The organism is Pseudomonas sp. FW305-25, assembly GCF_017351415.1.
Lineage (GTDB): Bacteria > Pseudomonadota > Gammaproteobacteria > Pseudomonadales > Pseudomonadaceae > Aquipseudomonas > Aquipseudomonas chlororaphis.
Window position 1 is genome coordinate 193,776 of record NZ_JACNDE010000002.1, and the last position, 23,116, is coordinate 216,891.

Sequence of the window (23,116 nt, forward strand, 5' to 3'; positions counted from 1 at the left end):
CGCGGGCGTACAGGGGCGCCGGACTATCGCCCAGATGGGCGGCCAGCGGGGAGTTGGCGGGCGGAGTCGGCACGGGAAATCCTTGTTGGCTGAAGAAAGAGGCTAGCTTGCCGGAGTTTACCGAGCAGGCAAACGTCTGTATATGTATATACAAATAACACACGACGGGGTGCTTGAACCATGTCCGCCTTCTTTGCCGAACGCGCACTGCTGCCTAACGGATGGGCCAACAACGTACGTCTCGAGGTCAGCGCCGACGGCCTGTTGACCCACATCCAGGCCGATGCCAGCGCAGAAGGCGCCGAGCGGCTACAAGGCCCGCTGCTGCCGGGCATGCCCAACCTGCACTCCCATGCGTTCCAGCGGGCGATGGCCGGGCTGGCGGAAGTGGCCGGCAACCCCAACGACAGCTTCTGGACCTGGCGCGACCTGATGTATCGCCTGGTGGGCAAGATCAGCCCGGACCAGCTGGGCGTCATCGCCCGTCAGCTGTACATCGAAATGCTCAAGGCCGGTTACACCTCGGTCGCCGAATTCCACTATGTGCATCACGACACCAACGGCCAGCCCTACGCCGACCCGGCCGAGCTGTCCCTGCGCATCAGCCAGGCCGCCAGCGCCGCCGGCATCGGCCTGACCCTGCTGCCAGTGCTGTACAGCCACTCCGGTTTCGGCGGCCAGGCGCCCAACGAAGGCCAGCGCCGCTTCATCAACAGCACGGAAAACTACCTCAAGCTGCAAAGCCGCCTGCAACCGCTGCTGGCCCGGCAACCGGCCCAGCAGCTGGGGCTGTGCTTCCACTCGTTGCGCGCGGTTACCCCGCAGCAGATCAGCGAGGTGCTGGCCGCCAGCGACAAGCAGTGCCCGGTGCATATCCACATTGCCGAACAGCAGAAAGAAGTCGACGACTGCCTGACCTGGAGCGGGCGCCGGCCGCTGCAATGGCTGTATGAAAACACCGCGGTCGATCAGCGCTGGTGCCTGGTCCATGCCACCCACGCGAATGCCGAAGAAGTCAGCCTCATGGCGCAAAGCCGAGCGATTGCCGGCCTGTGCCTGACCACCGAAGCCAACCTCGGCGACGGGATTTTTCCGGCGGTGGATTTTCTCGCCCAGGGCGGCCGCATGGGCATCGGTTCCGACAGCCATGTGTCGCTGAGCGTGGTGGAAGAATTGCGCTGGGCGGAATACGGCCAGCGCCTGCGCGATCAACGCCGCAACCGCCTGTATCGCAACGACCAGCCGATGGTTGGCCGGACCCTGTACGATGCCGCGCTGGACGGCGGCGCCCAGGCCCTGGGGCAGCCGATCGGCGCCCTGGAAGTGGGCAAGCGTGCCGACTGGCTGGTGCTTGACGGCAGCGATCCTTACCTGGCCACCGCCGAGGGCGACGGCATTCTCAATCGCTGGCTGTTCGCCGGCGGCGATCGCCAGGTGCGCGATGTGCTGGTCAACGGTCAGTGGGTCGTGCGCGACGGCCGTCACGCAGGCGAGGAAGAAAGTAATCGGGCCTTTACCCAGGTGCTGCGCGACCTGCTCGGCTGAAGCCCGTCACCGCGGGAGCCAGCATGCTGGCTCCCGCATGGATTCACTTCGAGGTCTTGGCCATCGCCTTGTCCGACACTCGCCAGATCAGGCGGGTGGTGTCATAACCCTGCTGGCGCGCCCTGCTCAGCAGGTCCTCGCGAACCGCCTCGCTGACATTCGGCCGGCGCGACAACAGCCACAGGTATCGACGATCCGGGTTGCCGACAATGGCGGTCTTGTAGTCGTCGCTCACATACAGCACCCAGTAGTCGCCCTTGGCCAGGCCCGGTATCAACCGGGAAAACCAGGTATCGAATTCGACCCACAGCTTATCGGTTTTGTCCGGCGCCTGCGGCGTTGCTGTGCCCCGCACCTCTTCCCATTGCCAGTTGGCGGTCAGGCAGCGGTTGAGCACCGCCATATTGCCTTCGGGCAGCAAGGTGTAGCGGGCTTCGGATTGCGCGCAGTTACGTTGGAAATACATCGGCAAACGCGCCAACTCGTACCAGGTCCCTTGGTAACGCTTGAGATCGACGTGATTCGCGGTCTTGGGCGCCAGTGAATCGTCCCGGGAAGTGGCGCAGCCGGCCAACAACAGGCCGGCCAGAAGAGTGACTAGCAAACGCATCATTATTTTTCTCCCGTGGGCACGTGGCCCCGGTTTTTTTTTACTTCAGGCCTTGCCCGGAAAACATCAGCACTTTGTCACCGGCGTACTGCACGCTGATAAAGCTGTTCTTGTCACCCCAGGTGCAGCTGGACATGCCCAGCGCGCCGGAACAATCGGTCGGTTTGCCCAGCAGTTTTTCAACTTCGGCCTTGGGCATGCCGGCCGACAGCTTGGAATAGTTTTCCTGATTGATCTTGCCGCATGCAGCCAACAGCACGCAGAACGACAACAGAGCGAGAGAACGCAGGGACATGGTGAAACTCCTGGGCGAACGGGGGGGATGGCATGCTGCCAACCAGAAGCTTAGAAGAGAAAAGCCCCATCTGGTTCCCCAGCCAGACGCCTATTTATTGTGACGCAGCACCCAGCATTTCCTCCGGAATCAACCACTTTGCGGGGGCAAAACGCATTTCGTCGGGCAGACGTCGGCGTGCCTCATTTTTCATGATGGCCAGTCGACATAAAAGCAGCGCAAAAGCTGCCGTTATGGCAAATTGACGCCCCCTCGCTGACCACCCTTTCGCGGTAGTTCACCTAATGACCAGAAACATGAAATTCAGCCATAAGATCCTGCTTGCCGCCGCTCTTGTGGTCGCCGTTGCGTTCGCCTGTTTTATCCTGTTCAACGACTATCGACAGCGCGAGGCCCTGCGCAGCAGCAACGAGTCCTCCATGCAGGAACTCGGCAGCCTGACCAGCAGCAACATCCAGACCTGGCTGGAAAGCCGCATCCAGTTGCTGCACACCCTGGCCCAGCAAATCGCCGTGGACGGCAGCGGCGCCGATGGTCTGAAACGCAGCGTCGGCCTCCCCGCCTACGCCAGCAACTTCCAGCTCAGCTACTTCGGCGGCCAGGACGGCGCGATGTTCTCGGTCCCGGCGGGCAACCGCGCGCCCGACTACGACCCGCGCGCCCGTGGCTGGTACAAGGCGGCCAACTCGGCCCAGCAGACCATCGTCACCGAACCCTACATCGCCGCCTCTTCCGGCAAGCTGGTGATCACCGTCGCCACCCCGGTGCAGCACCAGGGCAGCTTCATCGGCGTCGCCGGGGCCGATATCGACCTGTCCAACGTCAGCGCCATCATCAACTCGCTGAATTTCGGCGGCCATGGCCAGGCGTTCATCGTCAGCGCCGGCGGCAAGATCCTGATCCACCCGGACAGCAAGCTGGTGCTCAAGAACCTCAGCGACGCCTACCCCAATGGAGCCCCGCAGGTCGGCCCGGGCCTGAAGGAAGTCGAGCTGGACGGCCAGACCCGGCTCATCTCCTTCACCCGCGTCAACGGTGTGCCGGCGGCGGACTGGTACGTGGCGCTGGTGCTGGACAAGGACACCGCGTTCTCGATGCTCAGCGAGTTCCGCACCTCGGCGATCATCGCCATGCTGATTGCCGTAGTGATCATCATCAGCCTGCTGGGCATGCTGATCCGCGTGCTGATGCAGCCGCTGCACCTGATGGGCCGCGCCATGCACGACATCGCCGAGGGTGAGGGCGACCTGACCAAGCGCCTGACCATCCATGGCCACGACGAGTTCGGCACCCTGGGCGTGTCGTTCAACCGTTTCGTCGAACGGGTTCACGGTTCGATCCGCGAAGTCGCTTCGGCCACCGGCCAGGTCAACGAAGTCGCCCTGCGGGTGGTCAGCGCCTCGAACTCGTCGATGTTCAACTCCGGCCAGCAGGCCTCGCGCACCAGCAGCGTCGCTGCGGCCATCAACCAGCTCGGCGCCGCCGCCCAGGAAATCGCCCAGAACGCCGCCCTGGCGTCGCAGCACTCCAGCGATGCGCGCAACCTGGCTGGCGAAGGCCAGGCCGTGGTCGACCAGACCATCGCCGCCATGCAGCAGCTGTCGGCGAAGATCAGCGACTCCTGCGGCCATATCGAAACGCTGAACAGCAACACGGTGAACATCGGGCAGATCCTCGAAGTCATCACCAGCATCTCCCAGCAGACCAACCTGCTGGCCCTCAACGCCGCCATCGAAGCCGCCCGCGCCGGGGAGGCCGGCCGTGGTTTCGCGGTGGTCGCCGATGAGGTGCGCAACCTCGCCCACCGCACCCAGGACTCAGCGCAGCAAGTGCAGAAGATGATCGAGGAACTGCAGGTCGGCGCCCGCCAGGCGGTGGACACCATGACCGAAAGCCAGCGCGAGAGCGCAAGCAGCGTCGGCATCGCCAACCAGGCCGGCCAGCGCCTGGGCAGCGTGACCCAGCGCATCGGCGAGATCGACGGCATGAACCAGTCCGTGGCCACCGCCACCGAGGAGCAGACCGCCGTGGTGGAGTCGATCAACGTCGACATCACCGAGATCAACACCCTCAACCAGGAAGGCGTGGAAAACCTGCAGGCGACCCTGCGCGCCTGCGCCGACCTGGAGCAGCAAGCGGCGCGGTTGCAGCAGTTGGTGGGCAGTTTCCGGATTTAACGATCAGCAACACTCAACTCGTCTGGCATGGCGCACATAGGACTGAATAAAGACTAAACTCAGTCCTGCTTCCCCAGACGAGATGCTCCCATGAAGCTTTCTTCTCAGATCAAACCGATCAGTTACCTGAAAAGCCATACCGCCGAGATCGTCAAAACCATCACCGAAAGCCGTGAGCCCATGGTCATTACCCAGAACGGCGAGGCAAAACTGGTGGTCATGGATGTGAAAAGCTTCGAGCAGCAGGAAGAAACCATGGCGCTGCTGAAGATCCTCGCCCTCGGTAATCGTGAGATCGATGAAGGCCAATTCCGCGATGCGCAGGACGTGTTTGCCGACCTGGACCAGGCCGACCAACCGTGACATTCAAGGTAGTGCTTCTGCATTCGGCGGAAACCGACCTCATCGAGTTGCGTACCTACCTCACCCAGCGGTTCTCCACCGCTACCTGGCACAACAGCTACAGCAGCCTGAAACAAGCCATTCGCCAACTGGCCACCCTGCCCTACGCCGGGGCGGCTCCCGAAGAACTCGAACAACTGCATGTCGGCCACTACCGACAGATACTCTCGGGGATGAATCGAATCATCTATGAAGTACGAGACGCTACCGTCTACATCCATGTCATCGCCGATACCCGCCAAGACCTGCAAACCTTGCTGATGAAGCGGCTGCTGCGCGCCAGGCGCTAAGTATTCATGGGTCCTGAAGCCCTATCGCGGGCAATCGAGCGTCGACCGGCCGCTCCTATGGATGCATACACGCGCCTGTAGGAGCGAGGCTTGCCCGCGATAGCGATTACAGAATGCAGAAGAACTAGAAGCTGGAACCCGGCTCACGCAGGAACGCCAATTCCTGCGGCGTCGACTCACGCCCGAGAATCCGGTTGCGATGGGGGAAGCGCCCGAAGCGGGCGATGATTTTCTGATGCCGTTCGGCGTAGTCCAGCAGATCGGCGAACACCGGTTGGTCGGCCAGCGGCTGCTCGTCGTGCAAGGCGGCGAACCTGGAGACCGCTTCGTTCTGCACCGCCAGGTTTTCGCAATGCTCGAACACCAGGTAGACGAAGCTGCGCTGCATCGGTGACAGTTGCCGGTCGAAATCCGCGGCAATGCCCTGGGCCACCAGCGCCTGGGCGCGCAGATCGCCGGCAAAGCTCTTGGGGGTTTCGCGATACAGCATGCGCGGCAGCTGGTCGAGCAGCAGCACCAGGGCCAGCCAACCTTGTGGGCGTTGCGCCCACTCGGTCAATCCGCCGGCCAAGGCCTGTTCCACCAGCCCCCCGAAACGCTCGCGCGCTTCGAGGTCCTGGCTGTCGCGCTTGCCAAACCACAGCCTGCCCTTTTCAGCCTTGATATCCGCGGGTTTCTCGGCCGAACCGAACCACCAGTCGAGCAAGGGCTGCCAGGGCGCGGCCATGGGTTATTCCTTGTGGTAGGCGGTGACGCGGGCGACTTCTTCCTTCGAGCCGAGGAACACCGCTACGCGCTGGTGCAGGCCTTCAGGCTGGATGTCGAGAATGCGCTGGTGACCGTCGGTGGAAGCGCCGCCCGCCTGTTCCACCAGGAACGACATCGGGTTGGCTTCGTACATCAGGCGCAGCTTGCCCGGCTTGGATGGCTCGCGGCTGTCGCGTGGGTACATGAACAGGCCACCGCGGGTCAGGATGCGGTGCACGTCGGCGACCATCGCGGCCACCCAGCGCATGTTGTAGTTCTTGTTCAGCGGGCCCTCTTCGCCTGCCAGCAATTCGCTCACGTAACGCTGCACCGGCGCTTCCCAGTGACGCTGGTTGGACATGTTGATGGCGAATTCCTGGGTGCTTTCAGGAATGGTGATGTCTTCGTGGGTCAGCACGAAGCTGCCCATTTCGCGATCCAGGGTGAAGCCCTTGACGCCGTCGCCCAGGGTCAGCACCAGCATGGTCTGCGGGCCGTAGATGGCGTAACCGGCGGCAACCTGCTGGGTGCCTGGCTGCAGGAAGGCCTTTTCATTGAGCGGTTCGTTCTGGCTCAGGTATTCGTTCGGGCAACGCAATACCGAGAAGATCGTGCCGACCGGGGCGTTGATGTCGATGTTCGACGAGCCGTCCAGCGGGTCGAATACCAGCAGGTACGCGCCTTTCGGGTATTTGCCCGGGATCTGGTAGGCATTGTCCATTTCCTCGGACGCCATGCCGGCCAGGTGACCGCCCCATTCGTTGGCTTCGAGCAGGATCTCGTTGGAGAGCACGTCGAGCTTCTTCTGCACTTCGCCTTGGACGTTTTCAGTGCCCATGCTGCCCAGAACACCGCCCAGGGCGCCTTTGGACACGGCATGGCTGATCTCCTTGCAGGCACGCGCCACCACTTCGATCAGGAAGCGCAGATCGGCAGGAGTGTTGTTGCTGCGGGTCTGCTCAATCAAATAGCGACTCAGGGTAACGCGGGACATGGACGGCTCCGGAGGAATGGGGGGCTAAAAACCCGCGCAGTTTAACGCGAGTCGGGGTGCATTTCCTCCTATGAGACGAGATCCGCCACAGAGAGTTCATGCATGGGGTTGAGCGTAGCCCGAAATCCGATCCGTAGCCGTTGGCGCAGGCTGCGATAGCCTGCGCCCTTTAGACGCTACGGGGACCGCCGAGCAGCCTATTCCAGAGCCTTCCAGATCTCTGTGGCGTACTCGCGAATGGTCCGGTCCGAAGAGAACCAGCCCATGCGCGCGCTGTTGAGCACCGCCGAACGCCACCATTGATTGCTGTCGCGCCAACGCTCTTCGACATGCAGCTGGGCATTCCAGTAGGAGTCGAAATCAGCGCACACGTGGAAGCGGTCATAGTCGACCAGCGAATCGATCAGCCCGGTGTAACGGGCCGGATCGTCCGGCGAAAATACCCCGCCACGAATCGCCTGCAGCACATCGTTGAGACGATGGGAGGCGGCGATGTCCGGCACCGCGCTGAACTCGCCATTGCGTTTGCGTGCCTCCACCTGCTGGGCGCTGAGGCCGAAGATGAACATGTGCTCGGCGCCGACCCGCTCGCACATCTCGACGTTGGCGCCGTCCAGGGTGCCGATAGTCAGCGCGCCATTGAGGCCGAACTTCATGTTGCTGGTGCCCGAGGCCTCGAAACCGGCGGTGGAAATCTGCTCCGACAGGTCCGCCGCCGGGATGATGCTTTCGGCCAGGCTGACGTTGTAGTTGGGCAGGAACACCACCTTGAGCAGGCCGCGCACGGTCGGGTCGTTGTTCACCGTGCGGGCGATGTCGTTGCTCAGCTTGATGATCAGTTTGGCCTGGTGATAACTGGCCGCGGCCTTGCCGGCGAAGATCTTCACCCGCGGCACCCAGTCGATTTCCGGCTCGGCGCGGATCGCCTGGTACAGCGCCACCGTGTGCATCAGGTTGAGCAACTGGCGCTTGTACTCGTGGATCCGTTTGACCTGGACGTCGAACAGCGCCGCCGGATTGACCGCGATGCCCAGGCGTTCATGGATGATCGCCGCCAGCGCGCGCTTGCTGTGCAGGCGCTGTTCGGCGAACTGCTTGCGAAAGGCCGGCTTCTCGGCGAAGGGTTCGAGCTTGAGCAACAGCTCCTCGGGGTTGTCCAGCAGCTCCGGGCCGACGGCTTCGACCAGCATCGCCGTCAGCTTGGGGTTGGCCTGGTACAGCCAGCGGCGGAAGGTGATGCCGTTGGTCTTATTGTTGATCCGCTCCGGATACAGCTTGTGCAGCTCGGAAAACACCGTGCTGCGCATCAGTTGGGTGTGCAGACCGGACACGCCGTTGACACTGTGGGAACCGAGAAACGCCAGGTTGCCCATGCGCACCCGGCGGCCGTTGTCTTCCTCGATCAGCGACACCGCGCGCAGCACGTCGAAGTCGTGGATGCCCTTGGCCCGCAGCGAATCGATGTGCTGGGCGTTGATCAGGTAAATGATCTGCATGTGCCGCGGCAGCATGCGTTCCATCAGGCCCACCGGCCAGGTTTCCAGGGCTTCGGGCAGCAGCGTGTGGTTGGTGTAGGCCAGGGTCTCGACGGTGATCTGCCAGGCCGCTTCCCAGGCGATGCCGTGCAGGTCCACCAGCTGGCGCATCAGTTCGGCCACGGCAATCGACGGGTGAGTGTCGTTGAGCTGGATCGCCGCATGCTCGCCGAGGCTGAGCACCGAATCGTGCATGTTCTTGTGCCGGCGCAGCAGGTCCTGCAGGGACGCGGAGACGAAGAAGTACTCCTGGCGCAGGCGCAGTTCCTGCCCGGCTTCGGTGCTGTCCGCCGGGTAGAGCACCCGGGAAATGCTTTCGGCGCGGGCCACCTCGGCCACCGCGCCCAGGTGGTCGCCGGCGTTGAAGCGTTCCAGGTGCAGGTCTTCCATGGCCCGCGCGCGCCACAGGCGCAAGGTGTTGACGCTGGCACCGCGCCAGCCGACCACCGGGGTGTCGTAGGCCACCGCGCGCACGGTTTCCGCCGGCCACCAGACCTGCCGGGCATGGCCGGCCTCGTCGGTGACGGTCTCGACGCTGCCGCCGAAGCCGATCGAATAGATCACTTCGGGGCGCTCGAACTCCCAGGGGTTGCCGAAGTCCAGCCAGTGCTCGGTCTGCTCCTGCTGCCAGCCATCGACGATGGCCTGGCGGAACAAACCGTGTTCATAACGAATGCCGTAGCCGTGGCCGGCGATACCCAGGGTCGACATGCTTTCCATGAAGCACGCCGCCAGCCGGCCGAGGCCACCGTTGCCCAGCGCCGCATCCGGCTCCAGCAGGCGGATGCGCTCCAGGTCGACGCCCAAGTCGTTCAGCGCATCGCGTGCCACGTCCAGCAGCCCGAGGTTGCTCAGGCTGTCGTAGAGCAGGCGGCCGATGAGGAATTCCAGGGACAGGTAATAAACGCGTTTCTGGCCTTTGCGGTAGATCTGCCGCGTATGGTCCATCCAGTGCTCGACCATGTGATCGCGCGCCGCCAGGGCGATGGCTTCGAACCAGTCATGGTCGAAGGCGTGGTCCGGGTCTTTGCCCACCGCGTAGGTGAGTTTGGTCAGGACGGCATCGCGAAAAGCGGCCACCTCAGCGTCACGAACTTGCAGTTCCTGAGTCATGAATACGACCTCGAGCGAGATAGACAGTGAGCATGGAATTGTCTGAGCCTAGTCGGTCTGACAGGAGCCAAAGACTCTGGTTCGGTGCGTCGTGCGATTGCCCGAGCAGAGGCGGCGTCTCCCGCGGCAGCTGGCAAAAATGATGCAGATGCCGTGCCGACCCTCGCACTCCCCTTGGGCAGGCGTAAATTCCGTTAAATGGTTGTTCAAAAATCCACCAGTACCGGTATGATCGCGCGCCCTGATACACACGCTGGAAACAAGCCTGATGAAGTCCAACCTGATCGCCGCCGCGGAAATCGACCGACTCGATACCTGGGCCAAGTATTCCGCGCCCATGTGCGGCTCCTGCATGTCCAGCTGCTGCACCCTGCCGGTGGAGGTCAAGATCAAGGATCTGATCCGCATCGGCATCGTCGACGAATTCGAGCGCGGCGAGCCGGCGAAGAACATCGCCAAGCGCCTGCAGAAGGAAGGCATCGTCGAGCGCTACAACCAGAAGTCCGAGATCTTCACCCTGCAGCGCATGAGTAACAACGACTGCCTGTATCTGGATCGTAAGAGCCGCCTGTGCACCATTTATGACAAGCGCCCGGACACCTGCCGCAATCACCCGAAGATCGGCCCGCGCCCGGGCTATTGCGCGTACAAGCCCAAGCCGGTGGAGCGCCCGACCAACACCAGCAGCCGGACCCTGGAACGCTTCTGAGCCCCGACCTGCGCCTGCAACCCCGTTCCCCGCGTAACCCTGCCGCCCTGTAGCCGCTGCCGAGCCTGCGAGGCTGCGATCGGCTGCAAAGCAGCCGCAATCCGAGTCACCACAGAGTTTCAGATACACCGCTTGACGACCGCTACGCGGCCGATCGCAGCCTCGCAGGCTCGGCAGCGGCTACAGGACCCGAGCTTTTTCACAGATCAAAAAAAACGCCCCCGGCCTTTCGACCGGGGGCGTTTTTATTCAGCCTGAACTAAAGAATCAGTTCTTGGCTTTCTTGGCAGCGCGGGTACGCTCGCCTTCGTCCAGGATCTTCTTGCGAAGACGGATGGACTTAGGAGTCACTTCGCACAGTTCATCGTCCTGGATGAATTCCAGAGCCTGTTCCAGGGTGAAACGAACCGGCGGAACCAGGGCGATGGTTTCGTCCTTGCCCGAAGCACGCATGTTGTCGAGCTTCTTGCCTTTGGTTGGGTTCACACCCAGGTCGTTGTCACGGCTGTTCAGACCAACGATCTGACCGTTGTAGATTTCCTGGCCGTGCTCGACGAACAGCTTGCCGCGCGCCTGCAGGGTTTCCAGGGAGTAGGTCAGGGCCTTGCCAGTCTCGACCGAAACCAGTACGCCGTTCTGACGACCGGACATGTGGCCGGACTTCATCGGAGCGTAACGATCGAAGATCGAGGTCAGGATGCCTGCACCGTTGGTCAGGGTCAGGAACTGGTTACGGAAACCGATCAGACCACGGGCTGGAATGTTGTATTCCAGGCGTACACGGCCCTTGCCATCCGGAACCATGTTGCTCAGGTCGCCCTTACGCAGACCCATTTCTTCCATGACCTTGCCCTGGGATTCTTCAGGGATGTCGATGGTGACGTTTTCGAACGGTTCCTGCTTCACGCCGTCGACTTCACGGATGATCACTTCAGGACGGCCAACGCCCATTTCGAAACCTTCGCGACGCATGGTTTCGATCAGTACCGACAGGTGCAGCTCACCACGGCCGGAAACCTTGAACTTGTCGGCCGAGTCGCCTTCTTCAACGCGCAGTGCAACGTTGTACAGCAGCTCTTTGTCCAGACGTTCCTTGATGTTGCGGCTGGTCACGAACTTGCCTTCTTTACCGCAGAATGGCGAGTCGTTGACCTGGAAGGTCATGGAAACGGTCGGCTCGTCGACGGTCAGTGGCTTCATCGCTTCGACAGCGGTCGGATCGCACAGGGTGTCGGAGATGAACAGCTCGTCGAAACCGCTGATGCAGACGATGTCGCCGGCAGCGGCTTCTTCAACGTCCACACGGTGCAGACCGTGGTGACCCATCAGCTTCAGGATACGGCCGTTGCGCTTCTTGCCGTCGACGTCGATAGCGACGACCGGGGTGTTCGGCTTGACGCGACCGCGAGCGATACGGCCAACGCCGATCACACCCAGGAAGCTGTTGTAGTCCAGAGCGGAGATCTGCATCTGGAACGGACCGTCACGGTCAACGGCCGGAGCTGGAACGTTGTCGACGATCGACTGGTACAGCGGGGTCATGTCTTCGGCCATGTCGGTGTGGTCCAGACCGGCAATACCGTTCAGGGCCGAGGCGTAGACGACTTTGAAGTCCAGCTGTTCTTCGGTGGCGCCCAGGTTGTCGAACAGGTCGAAGATCTGGTCCAGAACCCAGTCAGGACGCGCGCCTGGACGGTCGACCTTGTTGATGACCACGATCGGACGCAGGCCGGCTTCGAACGCCTTCTTGGTCACGAAACGGGTTTGCGGCATAGGGCCGTCTTGAGCGTCGACCAGCAGCAGAACGGAGTCGACCATCGACATTACGCGTTCAACTTCGCCGCCGAAGTCGGCGTGGCCCGGGGTGTCCACGATGTTGATGTGGTAGCCGTTCCAGTTGATGGCGGTGTTTTTCGCCAGGATGGTAATACCGCGCTCTTTTTCCTGGTCGTTGGAGTCCATCACGCGCTCGTCGTTGAGCTCGTTGCGCTCCAGGGTGCCGGATTGACGCAGGAGTTTGTCTACCAGGGTGGTTTTACCGTGGTCAACGTGAGCAATGATGGCGATGTTGCGTAGATTTTCGATCACTTGTGTATCTCGATCAGAGGATTCGGTGTGCTGACAACTGCTGGCAGCGATTAACAATAGAGTCCGGCAAGGCCGTTACAGCTTGACGGTGGCGTCGGGGGGCCGGTGACGCAAGCCACAGGCAAACAGCCCCGGGCACTTAGCTCGGTCTATAAACGCGCACATTGGCATGTCCCTCACTGAGCAGATGGTGAGCATGCAGGCGACTCATGACGCCTTTGTCGCAATACAGCAGGTACTGGCGAGTAGGGTCCAGTTCCTTGAAGCGTGCATTCAATGCATAGAACGGCAGCGCTTTTATCTCGATGCCAGAAAGTGTCAGCGGGTCGTCTTCCTGAGCATCCGGATGACGGATGTCGATCACGATCTGGCCCGCCAGCGCCTCGCTGACTTCTTCGATCTGCAAATCCTGGCCCAGTTCGTCGATCACCCGATCGATCGGCACCAGTTTGGCCCGCTCGATCGCACGCTCGAGCACCGCCATGTCGAATTCTTTCTCTTCATGCTCCACGCGATGGCGTTTGGCATGGGTCTTGGGGTTCACCGAGATGACCCCGCAGTACTCCGGCATGTGCTTGGCGAAGTCGGCGGTGCCGATTTCGTTGGCCAGGTCGATGATGTCCTGCTTGTGACTGGCGATCAGCGGGCGCAGTACCAGCTTGTCGGTCACGCAGTCGATGACCGAGAGGTTCGGCAGGGTCTGGCTCGACACCTGGGAAATCGCCTCGCCGGTGACCAGCGCGTCGATGTGCAGGCGGTCGGCGATGCTCGACGCGGCACGCAACATCATACGCTTCAAAATGACGCCCATATGACTGTTGTCGACTTTGCCGAGGATTTCGCCGAGCACTTCCTCGAACGGCACGCTGACGAACAGCACACGCTGGGAGCTGCCGTACTTCTTCCAGATATAGTGCGCGACTTCCATCACGCCCAATTCGTGGGCACGCCCGCCCAGGTTGAAGAAGCAGAAGTGGCTCATCAGGCCGCGACGCATGATCTGGTAGGCCGCCACCGTGGAATCGAAACCGCCGGACATCAAAACCAGGGTCTGCTCCAGAGCGCCCAGCGGGTAACCGCCGATACTGTTGTGCTGGCTGTGGATCACGAACAACCGTTGGTCGCGAATTTCCATCCGCACTTCGATTTCCGGCTCTTTCAGGGAAATCCCGGCGGCGCCGCACTGCCGACGCAGCTGGCTGCCGACGTATTTCTCCACGTCCATGGAGCTGAATTCATGCTTGCCGGCACGCTTGCAGCGCACGGCGAAAACTTTCCCCGACAGCGCCTCGCCAAAGTGCTGCTTGCACTTGGCGACGATGTCGTCGAAGTCGCCCAACGGGTACTCATCGACCTGCAGGAAATGCGCGATGCCCGGCATGCAGCTCAGGCGCTCGGTCATCTCCTTCAAGGCTTTCGGCTCGCTGACGGCGGTTTCCAGCTCGAGGTTGTCCCACACACCATTGACCACCACAGCCGGGTCCAGATCGCGGAGCACGGCACGGATGTTCTTGGCCAGCTGACGGATGAAACGCGTCCGTACCGGGCGGCTCTTGATGGTGATTTCCGGGAAAACTTTAACGATTAGTTTCATGAAAACAGCGCGCGCTGGGCCAGCCGAAAAAGGGGGGCGCGGATTATAGCGGAAATTGCTCAAGGTTTAACCAATTAATGTGCACTCGGTTTTTCGTGCACCAAAACGGGTCGTCGCCAGATAAAAACGCAACATTGCGGTGCGCCGGTTTGCCAATCTGGTCCAAATACCCCCCGGAATGCGTGAGTTTGGGGCATAAAACCCAACTCGGGGCACTGGCATGCAATTTGCTCCCTTGTGAGGCAGGTTGCCATGGCAGAGTATCTGCGCCGGCATCACCCACATTCTAAGGGCACACCAACACTCGCCCGAAGCCACCCGGAGGACACTATGTCGAAGTCGGTTCAACTCATCAAAGATCATGACGTCAAATGGATTGATCTGCGCTTCACTGACACCAAAGGCACTCAGCACCACGTGACCATGCCGGCCCGTGATGCGCTGGATGACGATTTCTTCGAAATCGGCAAAATGTTCGACGGTTCCTCCATCGCTGGCTGGAAAGGCATCGAAGCCTCCGACATGATCCTGATGCCGGTTGACGAAACCGCCGTCCTGGACCCGTTCACCGAAGAGCCGACCCTGATCCTGGTCTGCGACATCATCGAACCTTCGACCATGCAGGGCTACGATCGCGACCCACGCGCCATCGCCAAGCGTGCCGAGGAATACCTGAAGTCCACCGGTATCGGCGACACCGTATTCGTAGGTCCAGAGCCTGAGTTCTTCATCTTCGACGAAGTGAAGTTCAAGTCCGACATCTCCGGCTCCATGTTCAAGATCTTCTCCGAGCAAGGCTCGTGGATGTCCGATCAGGACGTGGAAGGCGGCAACAAAGGCCACCGTCCAGGCGTCAAAGGCGGCTACTTCCCGGTTCCTCCGTTCGACCACGACCACGAAATCCGTACCTCCATGTGTAATGCCATGGAAGAAATGGGCCTGGTCATCGAAGTTCACCACCACGAAGTGGCGACTGCCGGCCAGAACGAAATCGGCGTGAAGTTCAACACCCTGGTCAACAAGGGCGACGAAGTTCAGACCCTCAAGTACTGCGTGCACAACGTGGCCGATGCCTACGGCCGCACCGCGACCTTCATGCCTAAGCCTCTGTACGGCGACAACGGCTCGGGTATGCACGTGCACATGTCCATCTCCAAAGATGGCAAGAACACCTTCGCTGGCGAAGGTTATGCCGGCCTGTCCGACACCGCCCTGTACTTCATCGGCGGCATCATCAAGCACGGTAAGGCCCTGAACGGTTTCACCAACCCTTCGACCAACTCCTACAAGCGTCTGGTCCCAGGCTTCGAAGCTCCGGTCATGCTGGCCTACTCGGCTCGCAACCGTTCCGCTTCGATCCGTATCCCTTACGTGTCGAGCCCTAAAGCCCGCCGTATCGAAGCACGCTTCCCGGATCCGGCTGCCAACCCATACCTGGCCTTCGCTGCCCTGCTGATGGCCGGCCTGGACGGTATCCAGAACAAGATCCACCCTGGCGACGCGGCTGACAAAAACCTGTACGACCTGCCGCCTGAAGAGGCGAAAGAGATCCCACAAGTTTGCGGCAGCCTGAAAGAAGCCCTGGAAGAGCTGGACAAAGGTCGTGCGTTCCTGACCAAAGGCGGCGTTTTCAGCGACGACTTCATCGACGCTTACATCGCCCTGAAAAGCGAAGAAGAAATCAAGGTCCGTACCTTCGTACACCCACTGGAATACGAGCTGTACTACAGCTGCTGATCCGGTAGAGCCGCCCCACGCGGCGTGACATGCTACGTAACAAGAAAAAAGGCCTCCCTCGGGAGGCCTTTTTTATTGCCCGCCCATAGCCCCGGAGCATTCCCCCGGGTTATTCATCCATGGATAATCCGCGCCTCTCGCGCCCTCTGTCCGGCGCCTCGACGAAGGGATTCGTATGCAGTGGACTCGTTCTCTCGGCCTGATCGCCTGCCTGGCGTTCGGCAGCACCCAGGCCGCTCCTTTCTATGCCGGCAAGTCACTGGCCCACCCGCTGATCACCGGCCTGGCGGAAAGCTCGGCGACCCTGGCCTTTATCAAGCAGGGTGGCGGCGTCAAAGGTTATTACTCGGTCGACCCGGACGAGAGCCAGCCGCAGCTGCTGGACGACTTCGGCGATGCAACCATCGAGTCGGTGTTCAACATCGCCCTGGATGATGAGTCCCTAACTCGCCTGGTGCTGTTCAAACAGCGCGGCCAGTACCGCCTGCATGCCTATCGCTATAACGAAAGCGACCACCTCTACCAGCGCCTGGAAAAACTGCAACCCGCCCTGGAGCGCATCGCCAAAGACCGCAAGAAACTCGATGCCCCGACGGTGAAACAGGCCCTGCGCCAACTGACACCGCTGAACTACAGCGTCTTCTACGAAGACTCGGGTATCGAGGAATTCGACCGGCTCGACCATTCGGCCGGCACCCTGGTGGGTTACTTCGACCAGAACGGGCAGCCCATCACCGCCCATCCGCCCGGAGCTGAGCAGTACAGCTACAAAAAGACCTTCGCCGAAAAGGACGGACGCTTTCTCACCGCCACCTACTGGCGCGGCGAAACGCCTGCGCTGGAGGGCGAGCCCCTGCTGTACAACTACCGGGCCAGCCGCATTGCCTGGGAAACCGAACCGCGGCGCGTTACTGGCAGCGAGGACGGGGCCTGCGTGGAATACTCCGATTCCGGCGGTGCCGTCGCCGCCCAGGGTGCCTATGCCCACGGCCAACGCACCGGCGAATGGAGTTTTTCCAGCCCGGACGATGGTTGGAGCCATGGCCGCTATGTCGATGGCAAGCGCCAGGGACAATGGACCGAAACCTACCGCTGGCAATCCGCAACGGGCGAGTATCGGGACGATCTGCGTGAGGGACGCTGGGTGCTGTCCTACGACGAAGGAGGCGAATCCGCTGTCACTGGCTTCCAGACCTATGTCCATGGCGTGCTCAACGGTCCGAGCGAAGAGAAGGTGGACGGCTTCACCGAAAGCGGCAGCTACCGCGACAACAAACGCGAAGGACCATGGGTTACCCAAGCAGGTCGCGGCAACTTCGAGAACGGCCTGAAAAGCGGCCCCTGGATACTCAAGACGGACAAGGGCCATAGCCAGAGCGTGAACTTCGTCGCCGATAAAAAAGACGGCGAGTTGCGCGAAACCGACGCCAATGGCGTGCTGGTCCTGATCGAGCATTACCAGGCAGATGTGCTGTCCGGCACCCGCGAAGGCTATAGCCCCAGCGGCAACCTGCAGTACTCGCAGCAATATGAGAATGGCAAACGGGAAGGCCGCTCACTGGGTTACAGCGAAGACGGCAAGCTGATCAGCGATATTTCCTGGCACAACGATCGGTACGAAGGCCCTCACCTGACCTTCCTGCGTGACGGGACGCCGGCCACGGTCGGGCGCTTCGAGGGAGGGCGCTTTGTCGGCCTGATGAAACAATACGATCAGGACGGAGTGCTTTATGAGGAAGCCAACTGGTGCCGCTTCGACAAGTTCGGCTCAACCGTCGAACGCTGTGGAAAACAACGGCGGTTCACCCACGGAAAGCTGTCCTGGGAAACGGACTTTCTCTTTGGCAGCCCCCAAGGCTCCATCGAGTACAACTATGAAACAGGCCAAAAGACCCGCGAGAAGATCATCGGCGACAATGACCAGATCACTCAGCGCACCTACTACGACAATGGGCAGGTCGAGTGCCAGAAAAACTCGGTGGGTTTCACCTGGATGACCATCAACCAGCAACAGGTGAAAAGTCATGAGTCCAACGGCCAACTGGTCGGCGAACAGCTGTGCTATCACCGCAACGGCGCGGTCAAGAGCCGCGAGCTGATCGACAACGGCTTGAGCGCCTGCCGGATCGTCTATGACGAAAGCGGCCAGCGACTGTCTTCCAGTCCAACCAATTGCGGGGCGCCCGCGACTGTCGCGGCCGGCCAATGACCCACCTTGCACCCGGCGCTTGCCAGGCACTGCGGTTTTGCGTGCATCATGGCCGCCGACTTGTCCCCAGGAAACCGAGACTGCCCATGACTTCGCGATTCTGCCTTGCCCTGTTGACCCTGTTGCTGGCCGGTAATGCCTGCGCCGCCCCCGCCACCCTCGGCCCTCTGCTGGCCACCCTCGAAGAACGCCTGGCCATTGCCGACCAGGTGGCGCTGAGCAAATGGGACAGCCACAAACCGGTGGAAGACCGCCCGCGCGAGCGTGAGGTGATTGCCGGCGCAGTGGCCCAGGCGCCGGCCTACAAACTCGACGGCGCGGCAGTGGAACAGTTCTTTGCCGCACAGATCGAGGCCAACAAGCTGGTGCAGTACGCCCATCTGTCCGAATGGACCTTGCAAGGCCAGGCACCGGACGTACCGCGCCCGGACCTGGTGGGGCAGATCCGCCCGCAACTTGATCGGTTACAAAAACGCCTGCTGCAGCAACTGGCGGATTTCAGCCCCCACCGCAATGACCCGCAGTGCCCACAATGGCTGGCCCAGGCCACCCACGGCGGCGACCGCCCGGTGCTGCGCCAGCTGGCGCTGGTCCGCGCCACCGCCGAGCTTTGTGTGTCCAAAGGTTGAAGCAGCGAACCTGGGCCCGGTTCGCGGCTCTATGCTGGAGGCAGTTTCACCTTTGCAGCCGCCGACCCAAGCGCCCAGGAAAGCCGCCATGCGTGTGCACTGTCTCTACCTGCTGTTGCTGACCGCCCTGCCGGCCGCCGCGCAGATCTACCGCTACACCGACGCCCACGGCAATACCGCCTACAGCGACCAGCCGCCGGCCGGCGTGTCCGGCCAGGCCGTCGAGCTGGCGCCGCTGAATCGCATTGAGGCACCCCGGCCGACCACACCGCCCGGCGTCGAGCCAGCGCAAACACCACCCTCCAGCGCACCGGCCTACACCACCCTGGAGCTGAGCGGCGTACCGAACGGCGGAGTGATCCGCGCCAACAACGGCTCCTTCAATGTCGAGGTCAGCCTGCAACCGCCCCTGCACAACGAGCATCGCCTGCGCCTGCTGCTGGACGACCAACCCTATGGCCAGCCCGGCAACCTGCCGAGCCTGCAACTGGTGAACATCGACCGCGGCGAGCACCGCCTGGCGGTGCAGGTGCTCGATGGCGCGCGGGTGATCCAGCAAAGCCCGGCGCTGACCTTCACCCTGCAACGGGTTCATCGGCCCTGAGGTGTTGTCGCGCCTGAATCTGCGAATACAGGCGCCGCTCATGCTCAAGCAGCCAGCGTTTGCGCCAGAGCCCGCCGCCATAACCGGTGAGCGAACCGTCGGCACCTATCACCCGGTGACAGGCAATCACGATGGCGATCTGATTGGCACCATTGGCCCGGGCCATGGCCCGCACGACGGAGGCCGAACCTATGCTGCTCGCTACCTCGGCATAACTATGGCTAGTGCCCGGCGCGCAACAGCGCCGAGCGGTAGATCAGGCGCGCTCGATCACCATGGCCACGCCCTGGCCCACGCCCACGCACAGGCTGACCACGGCGTAACGCTGGTGGTTGCGTTGCAAGGTGCGGCAGGCGCTCAACACCAGCCGGGCGCCGGACGCACCCAGTGGGTGGCCGATGGCGATGGCACCGCCATTGGGGTTGACCCGCGGATCGTCGAAATCCAGGCCCAGGGCCTTGAAGCAAGCCAGCACCTGTGGCGCGAATGCCTCGTTGATCTCGATCAGGTCGAGCTGCTCCAGGCCGATGCGGGCGCGCTGCAGCGCCAGCAGAATCGCCCTGTGCGGGCCGATACCCATGAACTGCGGCTCCACACCGACCGACGCCGATGAGAGGATGCGCGCCATGGGCGCGACCCCATGTTCCCTCCCGATCTCACGGCTGCCGAGCAGCAACACCGCCGCGCCATCGTTGATCCCTGAAGCGTTGCCGGCGGTCACCACGCCCTCCGCGAACAGCGTCGGCAAGCGCGACAGGGCCGCCAGGTCGGAGCCGGGGCGCGGATGTTCGTCATCACAGACGGTCGAGGCTGGGCCCTTGCGCCCGGCCGCCAGCTCGACGGCCATGATCTCGCCGTCCAGCACCCCGGCCAGCAAGGCCGCCTGGTAACGCGCCTGGGAAGCGGCGGCGAAGCGATCGGCGTCCTCGCGGCTGATGGCATAGAGTCGGGCCAGGTTGTCGCCGGTCTCGGGCATGCTGTGGTTGCCATAGCGCTCCACCAGCCGCGGGTTGGCGAAACGCGCGCCGATGGTGCTGTCGGCCACGTCCAGGCTTCGGCTGTAGGCACTCTCGGCCTTGGCCATGATGAAGGGCGCCCGGGACATGCTCTCGACCCCGCCGGCCAGGTACAGCCGGCCTTCGCCGCAGGTGATTGCCCGGGCCGCGTCGATCACCGCCGACAGACCGCTGGCGCACAGGCGGTTGACCGTCTGCCCGGGTACGCGCCAAGGCAGCCCGGCGCTGAGCAAGGCATTGCGTGCCAGGTTGCGGCTGTCCTCGCCGGCCTGGTTGGTACACCCGAGGATCACCTCTTCCAACGCCTCGGCCGGTAGCCCCGAGGTTTCCAGCAAACGCGCCAGCAAAGGCCCCACCAGGTCGTCCGGGCGCACACTGGCGAGGCTGCCGCCATGCCGGCCGAAGGGGGTTCGCAAGCCGCTGTAGATATAGGCATCAAGCATGAAAGGACTCTCGCAGCAGTAGGGATCGACAGGCCTCAGGCCGGCAGCGGGTTTTCCGGCTGGCGCAGGGACAGGCCCAGCAGAGCCCGACGGCGCAACCAGCCGCTGGGGCGATAACGCGGGTCGCCGGTGAGGGCGTGCAGGCGCTCGAGGATCTGCAGCAGGCGCTCGGGGCCCAGTTGGTCGCCCCACTCCAGCGGCCCCAGCGGATAGCCGAGGCCCAGGCGTACCGCCGCGTCGATATCGGCCACCGAGGCGATGCCCTGCTGGGCGATGTCGCAGGCCAGGTTGACGATGGACGCCAGGGTGCGCTGGACGATGAAGCCGCAACTGTCGCGGATCAGCGTCACCGTGCCGCCATCGGCGCTGAACAGCGCGTGGGCGGCGTGCTGCATGTCTTCGCGGGTCGCCGGGTTGAGCATCAGGCAGCGCTGGCTGTCGAGCGTGGTCAGGGTATCGATTGCCACCGTGCGCGACGGGTCCATGGCATGACGCAGGGCCGCTTCGCTGGCGTCATCGCCCAGTGGCGCCACCAGGCACAAGGCCGAGGTGGAAGGCCGCAGGCCGTTCTCGACCCGGGCCCCCAGGCGTTCGAGCAGGTCCAGCAGACGCAGCCGGCCGACCTCGTCGTCGGCGGCGATCCACACCGGCGGCAGCACCGCGCAAGAGGGCACGGCCTGTGGCGGGCACCGCGTATCGCCTGGCTCGTCGTAGAGGTAGAAGCCCTGCCCGCTCTTGCGCCCCAGGTGCCCACCCGCCAGCATCAGCCGCAGCACGGGGTGAGGCCGATAACGCGGCTCCTCATAGAACTGCCGGTAGACCGACTCCATCACCGGCACGCTAACATCCAGGCCGATCAGGTCGAGCAGCTCGAACGGCCCCATGGCGAAACCGGCGCTGTCGCGCAGCAGCGCATCGATCCGCCATGCAGGGGCCACGCCCTCGCTGAGGATGCGCAGCGCCTCGGTGCCAAAGGCCCGTCCGGCATGATTGACGATAAAGCCGGGAGAATCCTTGGCCCGCGCCGGGTAGTAGCCGATGGCGCGGACCAGCTCCTGCAAGCGCGCGCCGACGCTGGTGGCGAGGCCGTCGATCACCTCGACAATGCGCATCCGCGGCACTGGATTGAAGAAGTGCAGCCCGGCGACGCGTTCCGGATGGCGGCACACCGAGGCAATCGCGGTGATCGACAGCGACGAGGTGTTGCTCGCCAGGATCGCGTCCGGTGCCAGCACCTCCTCCAGTTGCCGAAACAGCTGCTGCTTGGCCGCCAGGTCCTCGACTATCGCCTCGATCACCAGTTGGCAGTCATGCAGCGCTTGCAGGCTGTCGACCACTTCCAGATTGAGCATGGCCGCCGCGGCGTCCTGCGGGGTGATGCGGGCCTTCTCGATCTGCTGGGCGAAGATCGTCGCCAGTTGCTCCCGGGCCATGCCCGCGGCACCCGGGCGCGCATCGAACAAAAATACCTTGAGCCCGGCCATGGCCATGACCTGGGCGATGCCCCGGCCCATGGCGCCGGTGCCGACCAGGCCGATGCGCTGCAATGGTTGTGTGGTCATTTCCCCTGGTACTCCGGTTTGCGTTTCTCAAGAAAGGCCTGCATGCCTTCGCGTTGGTCATGGGAGCCGAACAGCAGCTGGAACGCCTTGCGCTCCAGCACCAACGCCTGCTCCAACGGCAGGTCCATGCCGGCCAGCACCACCTCCTTGATCTGCGCCACGGCCAGCGGCGGCATGCCGGCGATGCTGGCGGCCAGGGCCAGGGCCCGCGGCAGGGTCTCGCTGTCCGCCACCACCTCGCTGACCAGGCCCAGGCGCAGCGCCTCGTCGGCCGGGACCTGGCAACCGGTAAGCAACAGGCGCAGCGCCTGGAACTTGCCGATGGCGCGCAGCAGGCGCTGGGTGCCGCCCGCCCCGGGCATCACCCCGACCTTGATTTCCGGCTGGGCAAAACGCGCCGAGTGGCCGGCGACGATCAGGTCGCAATGCATCGCCAACTCACAGCCACCGCCCAGGGCGTAGCCATTCACCGCGGCGATGACCGGCTTGCGGCACGCCGAGATGGCTTGCCAGTGGCGCTCGGCATGCCGGGCATAGAGCTGCAGCGCGCTGGCGTTCACCAGCTCGCTGAGGTCGGCGCCGGCGGCAAACACCGTATCGCCACCGGTGAGTACCACGACCCGGGTCTGGGGGCAGGTGTCCAGGCGGCGAAAGTGCTCGGCCAGCTCCTCGCGCAGCGCCATGTTCAGCGCGTTGAGGGCCTGCGGGCGGTTCAGCCGCAGCAGCGCCACGCCCGGCGCGGGGCGCTCCAGCAGGACCAGGGGTTGAGGGCTAGCGGACTCGGGATTCATGGAGTCTCCTGATGCAGATAGGAACC

General features: G+C 62.8%; 19 protein-coding genes and 1 pseudogene. 9 read left to right on the forward strand and 11 right to left on the reverse strand.

All coding sequences use genetic code 11. The features are described from left to right. Positions 1-180: 180 nt before the first annotated feature. The gene (locus J4E58_RS03225; RefSeq protein ID WP_087089734.1) at positions 181-1,545 is read left to right on the forward strand and encodes a formimidoylglutamate deiminase; all 1,365 of its coding nucleotides are present in this window, start codon (positions 181-183) and stop codon (positions 1,543-1,545) included. Positions 1,546-1,588: 43 nt separating this feature from the next. Here J4E58_RS03225 and J4E58_RS03230 read toward each other — a convergent pair whose 3' ends face one another. Together J4E58_RS03230 and J4E58_RS03235 are read right to left on the reverse strand one after the other, a co-directional pair. Then, positions 1,589-2,158 (reverse strand): lipocalin family protein, encoded by a 570-nt coding sequence (locus tag J4E58_RS03230; RefSeq protein ID WP_007925922.1) that lies wholly within the window; start codon positions 2,156-2,158, stop codon positions 1,589-1,591. A 37-nt stretch (positions 2,159-2,195) separates the two neighbouring features. Continuing rightward, complete coding sequence (locus J4E58_RS03235) at positions 2,196-2,450, reverse strand: hypothetical protein (protein ID WP_007925924.1); 255 nt, start codon at positions 2,448-2,450, stop codon at positions 2,196-2,198. 284 nt (positions 2,451-2,734) lie between these two features. Here J4E58_RS03235 and J4E58_RS03240 point away from each other — a divergent pair, with 284 nt between their 5' ends. The 3 genes from J4E58_RS03240 to J4E58_RS03250 all read left to right on the forward strand — a co-directional run bounded on the left by J4E58_RS03240 (position 2,735) and on the right by J4E58_RS03250 (position 5,319). Further along, positions 2,735-4,627: a methyl-accepting chemotaxis protein gene (locus J4E58_RS03240; protein ID WP_207255308.1), complete on the forward strand. Its 1,893-nt coding sequence runs from the start codon at positions 2,735-2,737 to the stop codon at positions 4,625-4,627. Positions 4,628-4,717: 90 nt separating this feature from the next. Continuing rightward, positions 4,718-4,990, forward strand: a complete 273-nt coding sequence (locus J4E58_RS03245; RefSeq protein WP_009041784.1) for a type II toxin-antitoxin system Phd/YefM family antitoxin — start codon at positions 4,718-4,720, stop codon at positions 4,988-4,990. Further along, positions 4,987-5,319, forward strand: a complete 333-nt coding sequence (locus tag J4E58_RS03250; RefSeq protein ID WP_087089730.1) for a type II toxin-antitoxin system RelE/ParE family toxin — start codon at positions 4,987-4,989, stop codon at positions 5,317-5,319. Before J4E58_RS03245 ends, J4E58_RS03250 begins: the two co-directional genes overlap by 4 nt. Positions 5,320-5,443: 124 nt before the next feature. Here J4E58_RS03250 and J4E58_RS03255 read toward each other — a convergent pair whose 3' ends face one another. The 3 genes from J4E58_RS03255 to J4E58_RS03265 form a co-directional block, all read right to left on the reverse strand. Next, positions 5,444-6,046, reverse strand: coding sequence for a DUF924 family protein (locus J4E58_RS03255; protein ID WP_087089728.1), 603 nt, complete (start codon positions 6,044-6,046; stop codon positions 5,444-5,446). Between the two features lie 3 nt (positions 6,047-6,049). After that, positions 6,050-7,060 carry a class 1 fructose-bisphosphatase gene (locus J4E58_RS03260; RefSeq protein ID WP_007925933.1) on the reverse strand — a complete coding sequence of 337 codons (1,011 nt, stop codon included), beginning with the start codon at positions 7,058-7,060 and terminating at the stop codon, positions 6,050-6,052. 197 nt (positions 7,061-7,257) lie between these two features. Next, positions 7,258-9,708 (reverse strand): glycogen/starch/alpha-glucan phosphorylase, encoded by a 2,451-nt coding sequence (locus tag J4E58_RS03265; protein ID WP_053259325.1) that lies wholly within the window; start codon positions 9,706-9,708, stop codon positions 7,258-7,260. A 265-nt stretch (positions 9,709-9,973) separates the two neighbouring features. On the opposite strand from J4E58_RS03265, the gene J4E58_RS03270 reads away from it, so the two are divergent. Then, positions 9,974-10,417: a YkgJ family cysteine cluster protein gene (locus tag J4E58_RS03270; protein ID WP_023970087.1), complete on the forward strand. Its 444-nt coding sequence runs from the start codon at positions 9,974-9,976 to the stop codon at positions 10,415-10,417. A gap of 267 nt (positions 10,418-10,684) precedes the next feature. Here the strand turns inward: J4E58_RS03270 and typA are convergent, their stop codons facing one another. Next, a complete protein-coding gene (typA, locus tag J4E58_RS03275; protein ID WP_009041779.1) occupies positions 10,685-12,505 on the reverse strand; it encodes a translational GTPase TypA in 1,821 nt (606 codons plus the stop codon). A gap of 139 nt (positions 12,506-12,644) precedes the next feature. Further along, the gene (gene thiI / locus J4E58_RS03280; RefSeq protein WP_007929954.1) at positions 12,645-14,099 is read right to left on the reverse strand and encodes a tRNA uracil 4-sulfurtransferase ThiI; all 1,455 of its coding nucleotides are present in this window, start codon (positions 14,097-14,099) and stop codon (positions 12,645-12,647) included. Positions 14,100-14,429: 330 nt separating this feature from the next. On the opposite strand from thiI, the gene glnA reads away from it, so the two are divergent. From glnA to J4E58_RS03300, 4 genes are all read left to right on the forward strand, one after another. Further along, a complete protein-coding gene (gene glnA / locus J4E58_RS03285) occupies positions 14,430-15,836 on the forward strand; it encodes a glutamate--ammonia ligase (RefSeq protein ID WP_007929953.1) in 1,407 nt (468 codons plus the stop codon). Positions 15,837-16,011: 175 nt separating this feature from the next. Continuing rightward, complete coding sequence (locus J4E58_RS03290) at positions 16,012-18,045, forward strand: toxin-antitoxin system YwqK family antitoxin (protein ID WP_087089724.1); 2,034 nt, start codon at positions 16,012-16,014, stop codon at positions 18,043-18,045. Between the two features lie 86 nt (positions 18,046-18,131). After that, a complete protein-coding gene (locus J4E58_RS03295) occupies positions 18,132-18,674 on the forward strand; it encodes a chorismate mutase (RefSeq protein WP_087089722.1) in 543 nt (180 codons plus the stop codon). Positions 18,675-18,762: 88 nt separating this feature from the next. Next, positions 18,763-19,278 carry a DUF4124 domain-containing protein gene (locus J4E58_RS03300; protein ID WP_087089720.1) on the forward strand — a complete coding sequence of 172 codons (516 nt, stop codon included), beginning with the start codon at positions 18,763-18,765 and terminating at the stop codon, positions 19,276-19,278. Here the strand turns inward: J4E58_RS03300 and J4E58_RS03305 are convergent. The 4 genes and pseudogenes from J4E58_RS03305 to J4E58_RS03320 form a co-directional block, all read right to left on the reverse strand. Continuing rightward, a pseudogene (locus tag J4E58_RS03305) lies at positions 19,250-19,507 on the reverse strand (methylated-DNA--[protein]-cysteine S-methyltransferase); the annotation flags it as partial. The gene J4E58_RS03300 and the pseudogene J4E58_RS03305 sit on opposite strands and share 29 nt — an antisense overlap. A 27-nt stretch (positions 19,508-19,534) precedes the next feature. Beyond that, a complete protein-coding gene (locus tag J4E58_RS03310) occupies positions 19,535-20,737 on the reverse strand; it encodes a 3-oxoadipyl-CoA thiolase (RefSeq protein ID WP_087089716.1) in 1,203 nt (400 codons plus the stop codon). 35 nt (positions 20,738-20,772) lie between these two features. Beyond that, on the reverse strand, positions 20,773-22,299 hold the full coding sequence (locus J4E58_RS03315; protein ID WP_087089714.1) for a 3-hydroxyacyl-CoA dehydrogenase: 1,527 nt from the start codon (positions 22,297-22,299) through the stop codon (positions 20,773-20,775). After that, positions 22,296-23,090: an enoyl-CoA hydratase gene (locus J4E58_RS03320; RefSeq protein WP_087089712.1), complete on the reverse strand. Its 795-nt coding sequence runs from the start codon at positions 23,088-23,090 to the stop codon at positions 22,296-22,298. The genes J4E58_RS03315 and J4E58_RS03320 overlap by 4 nt, the downstream gene beginning before the upstream one ends. Positions 23,091-23,116: the final 26 nt, after the last annotated feature.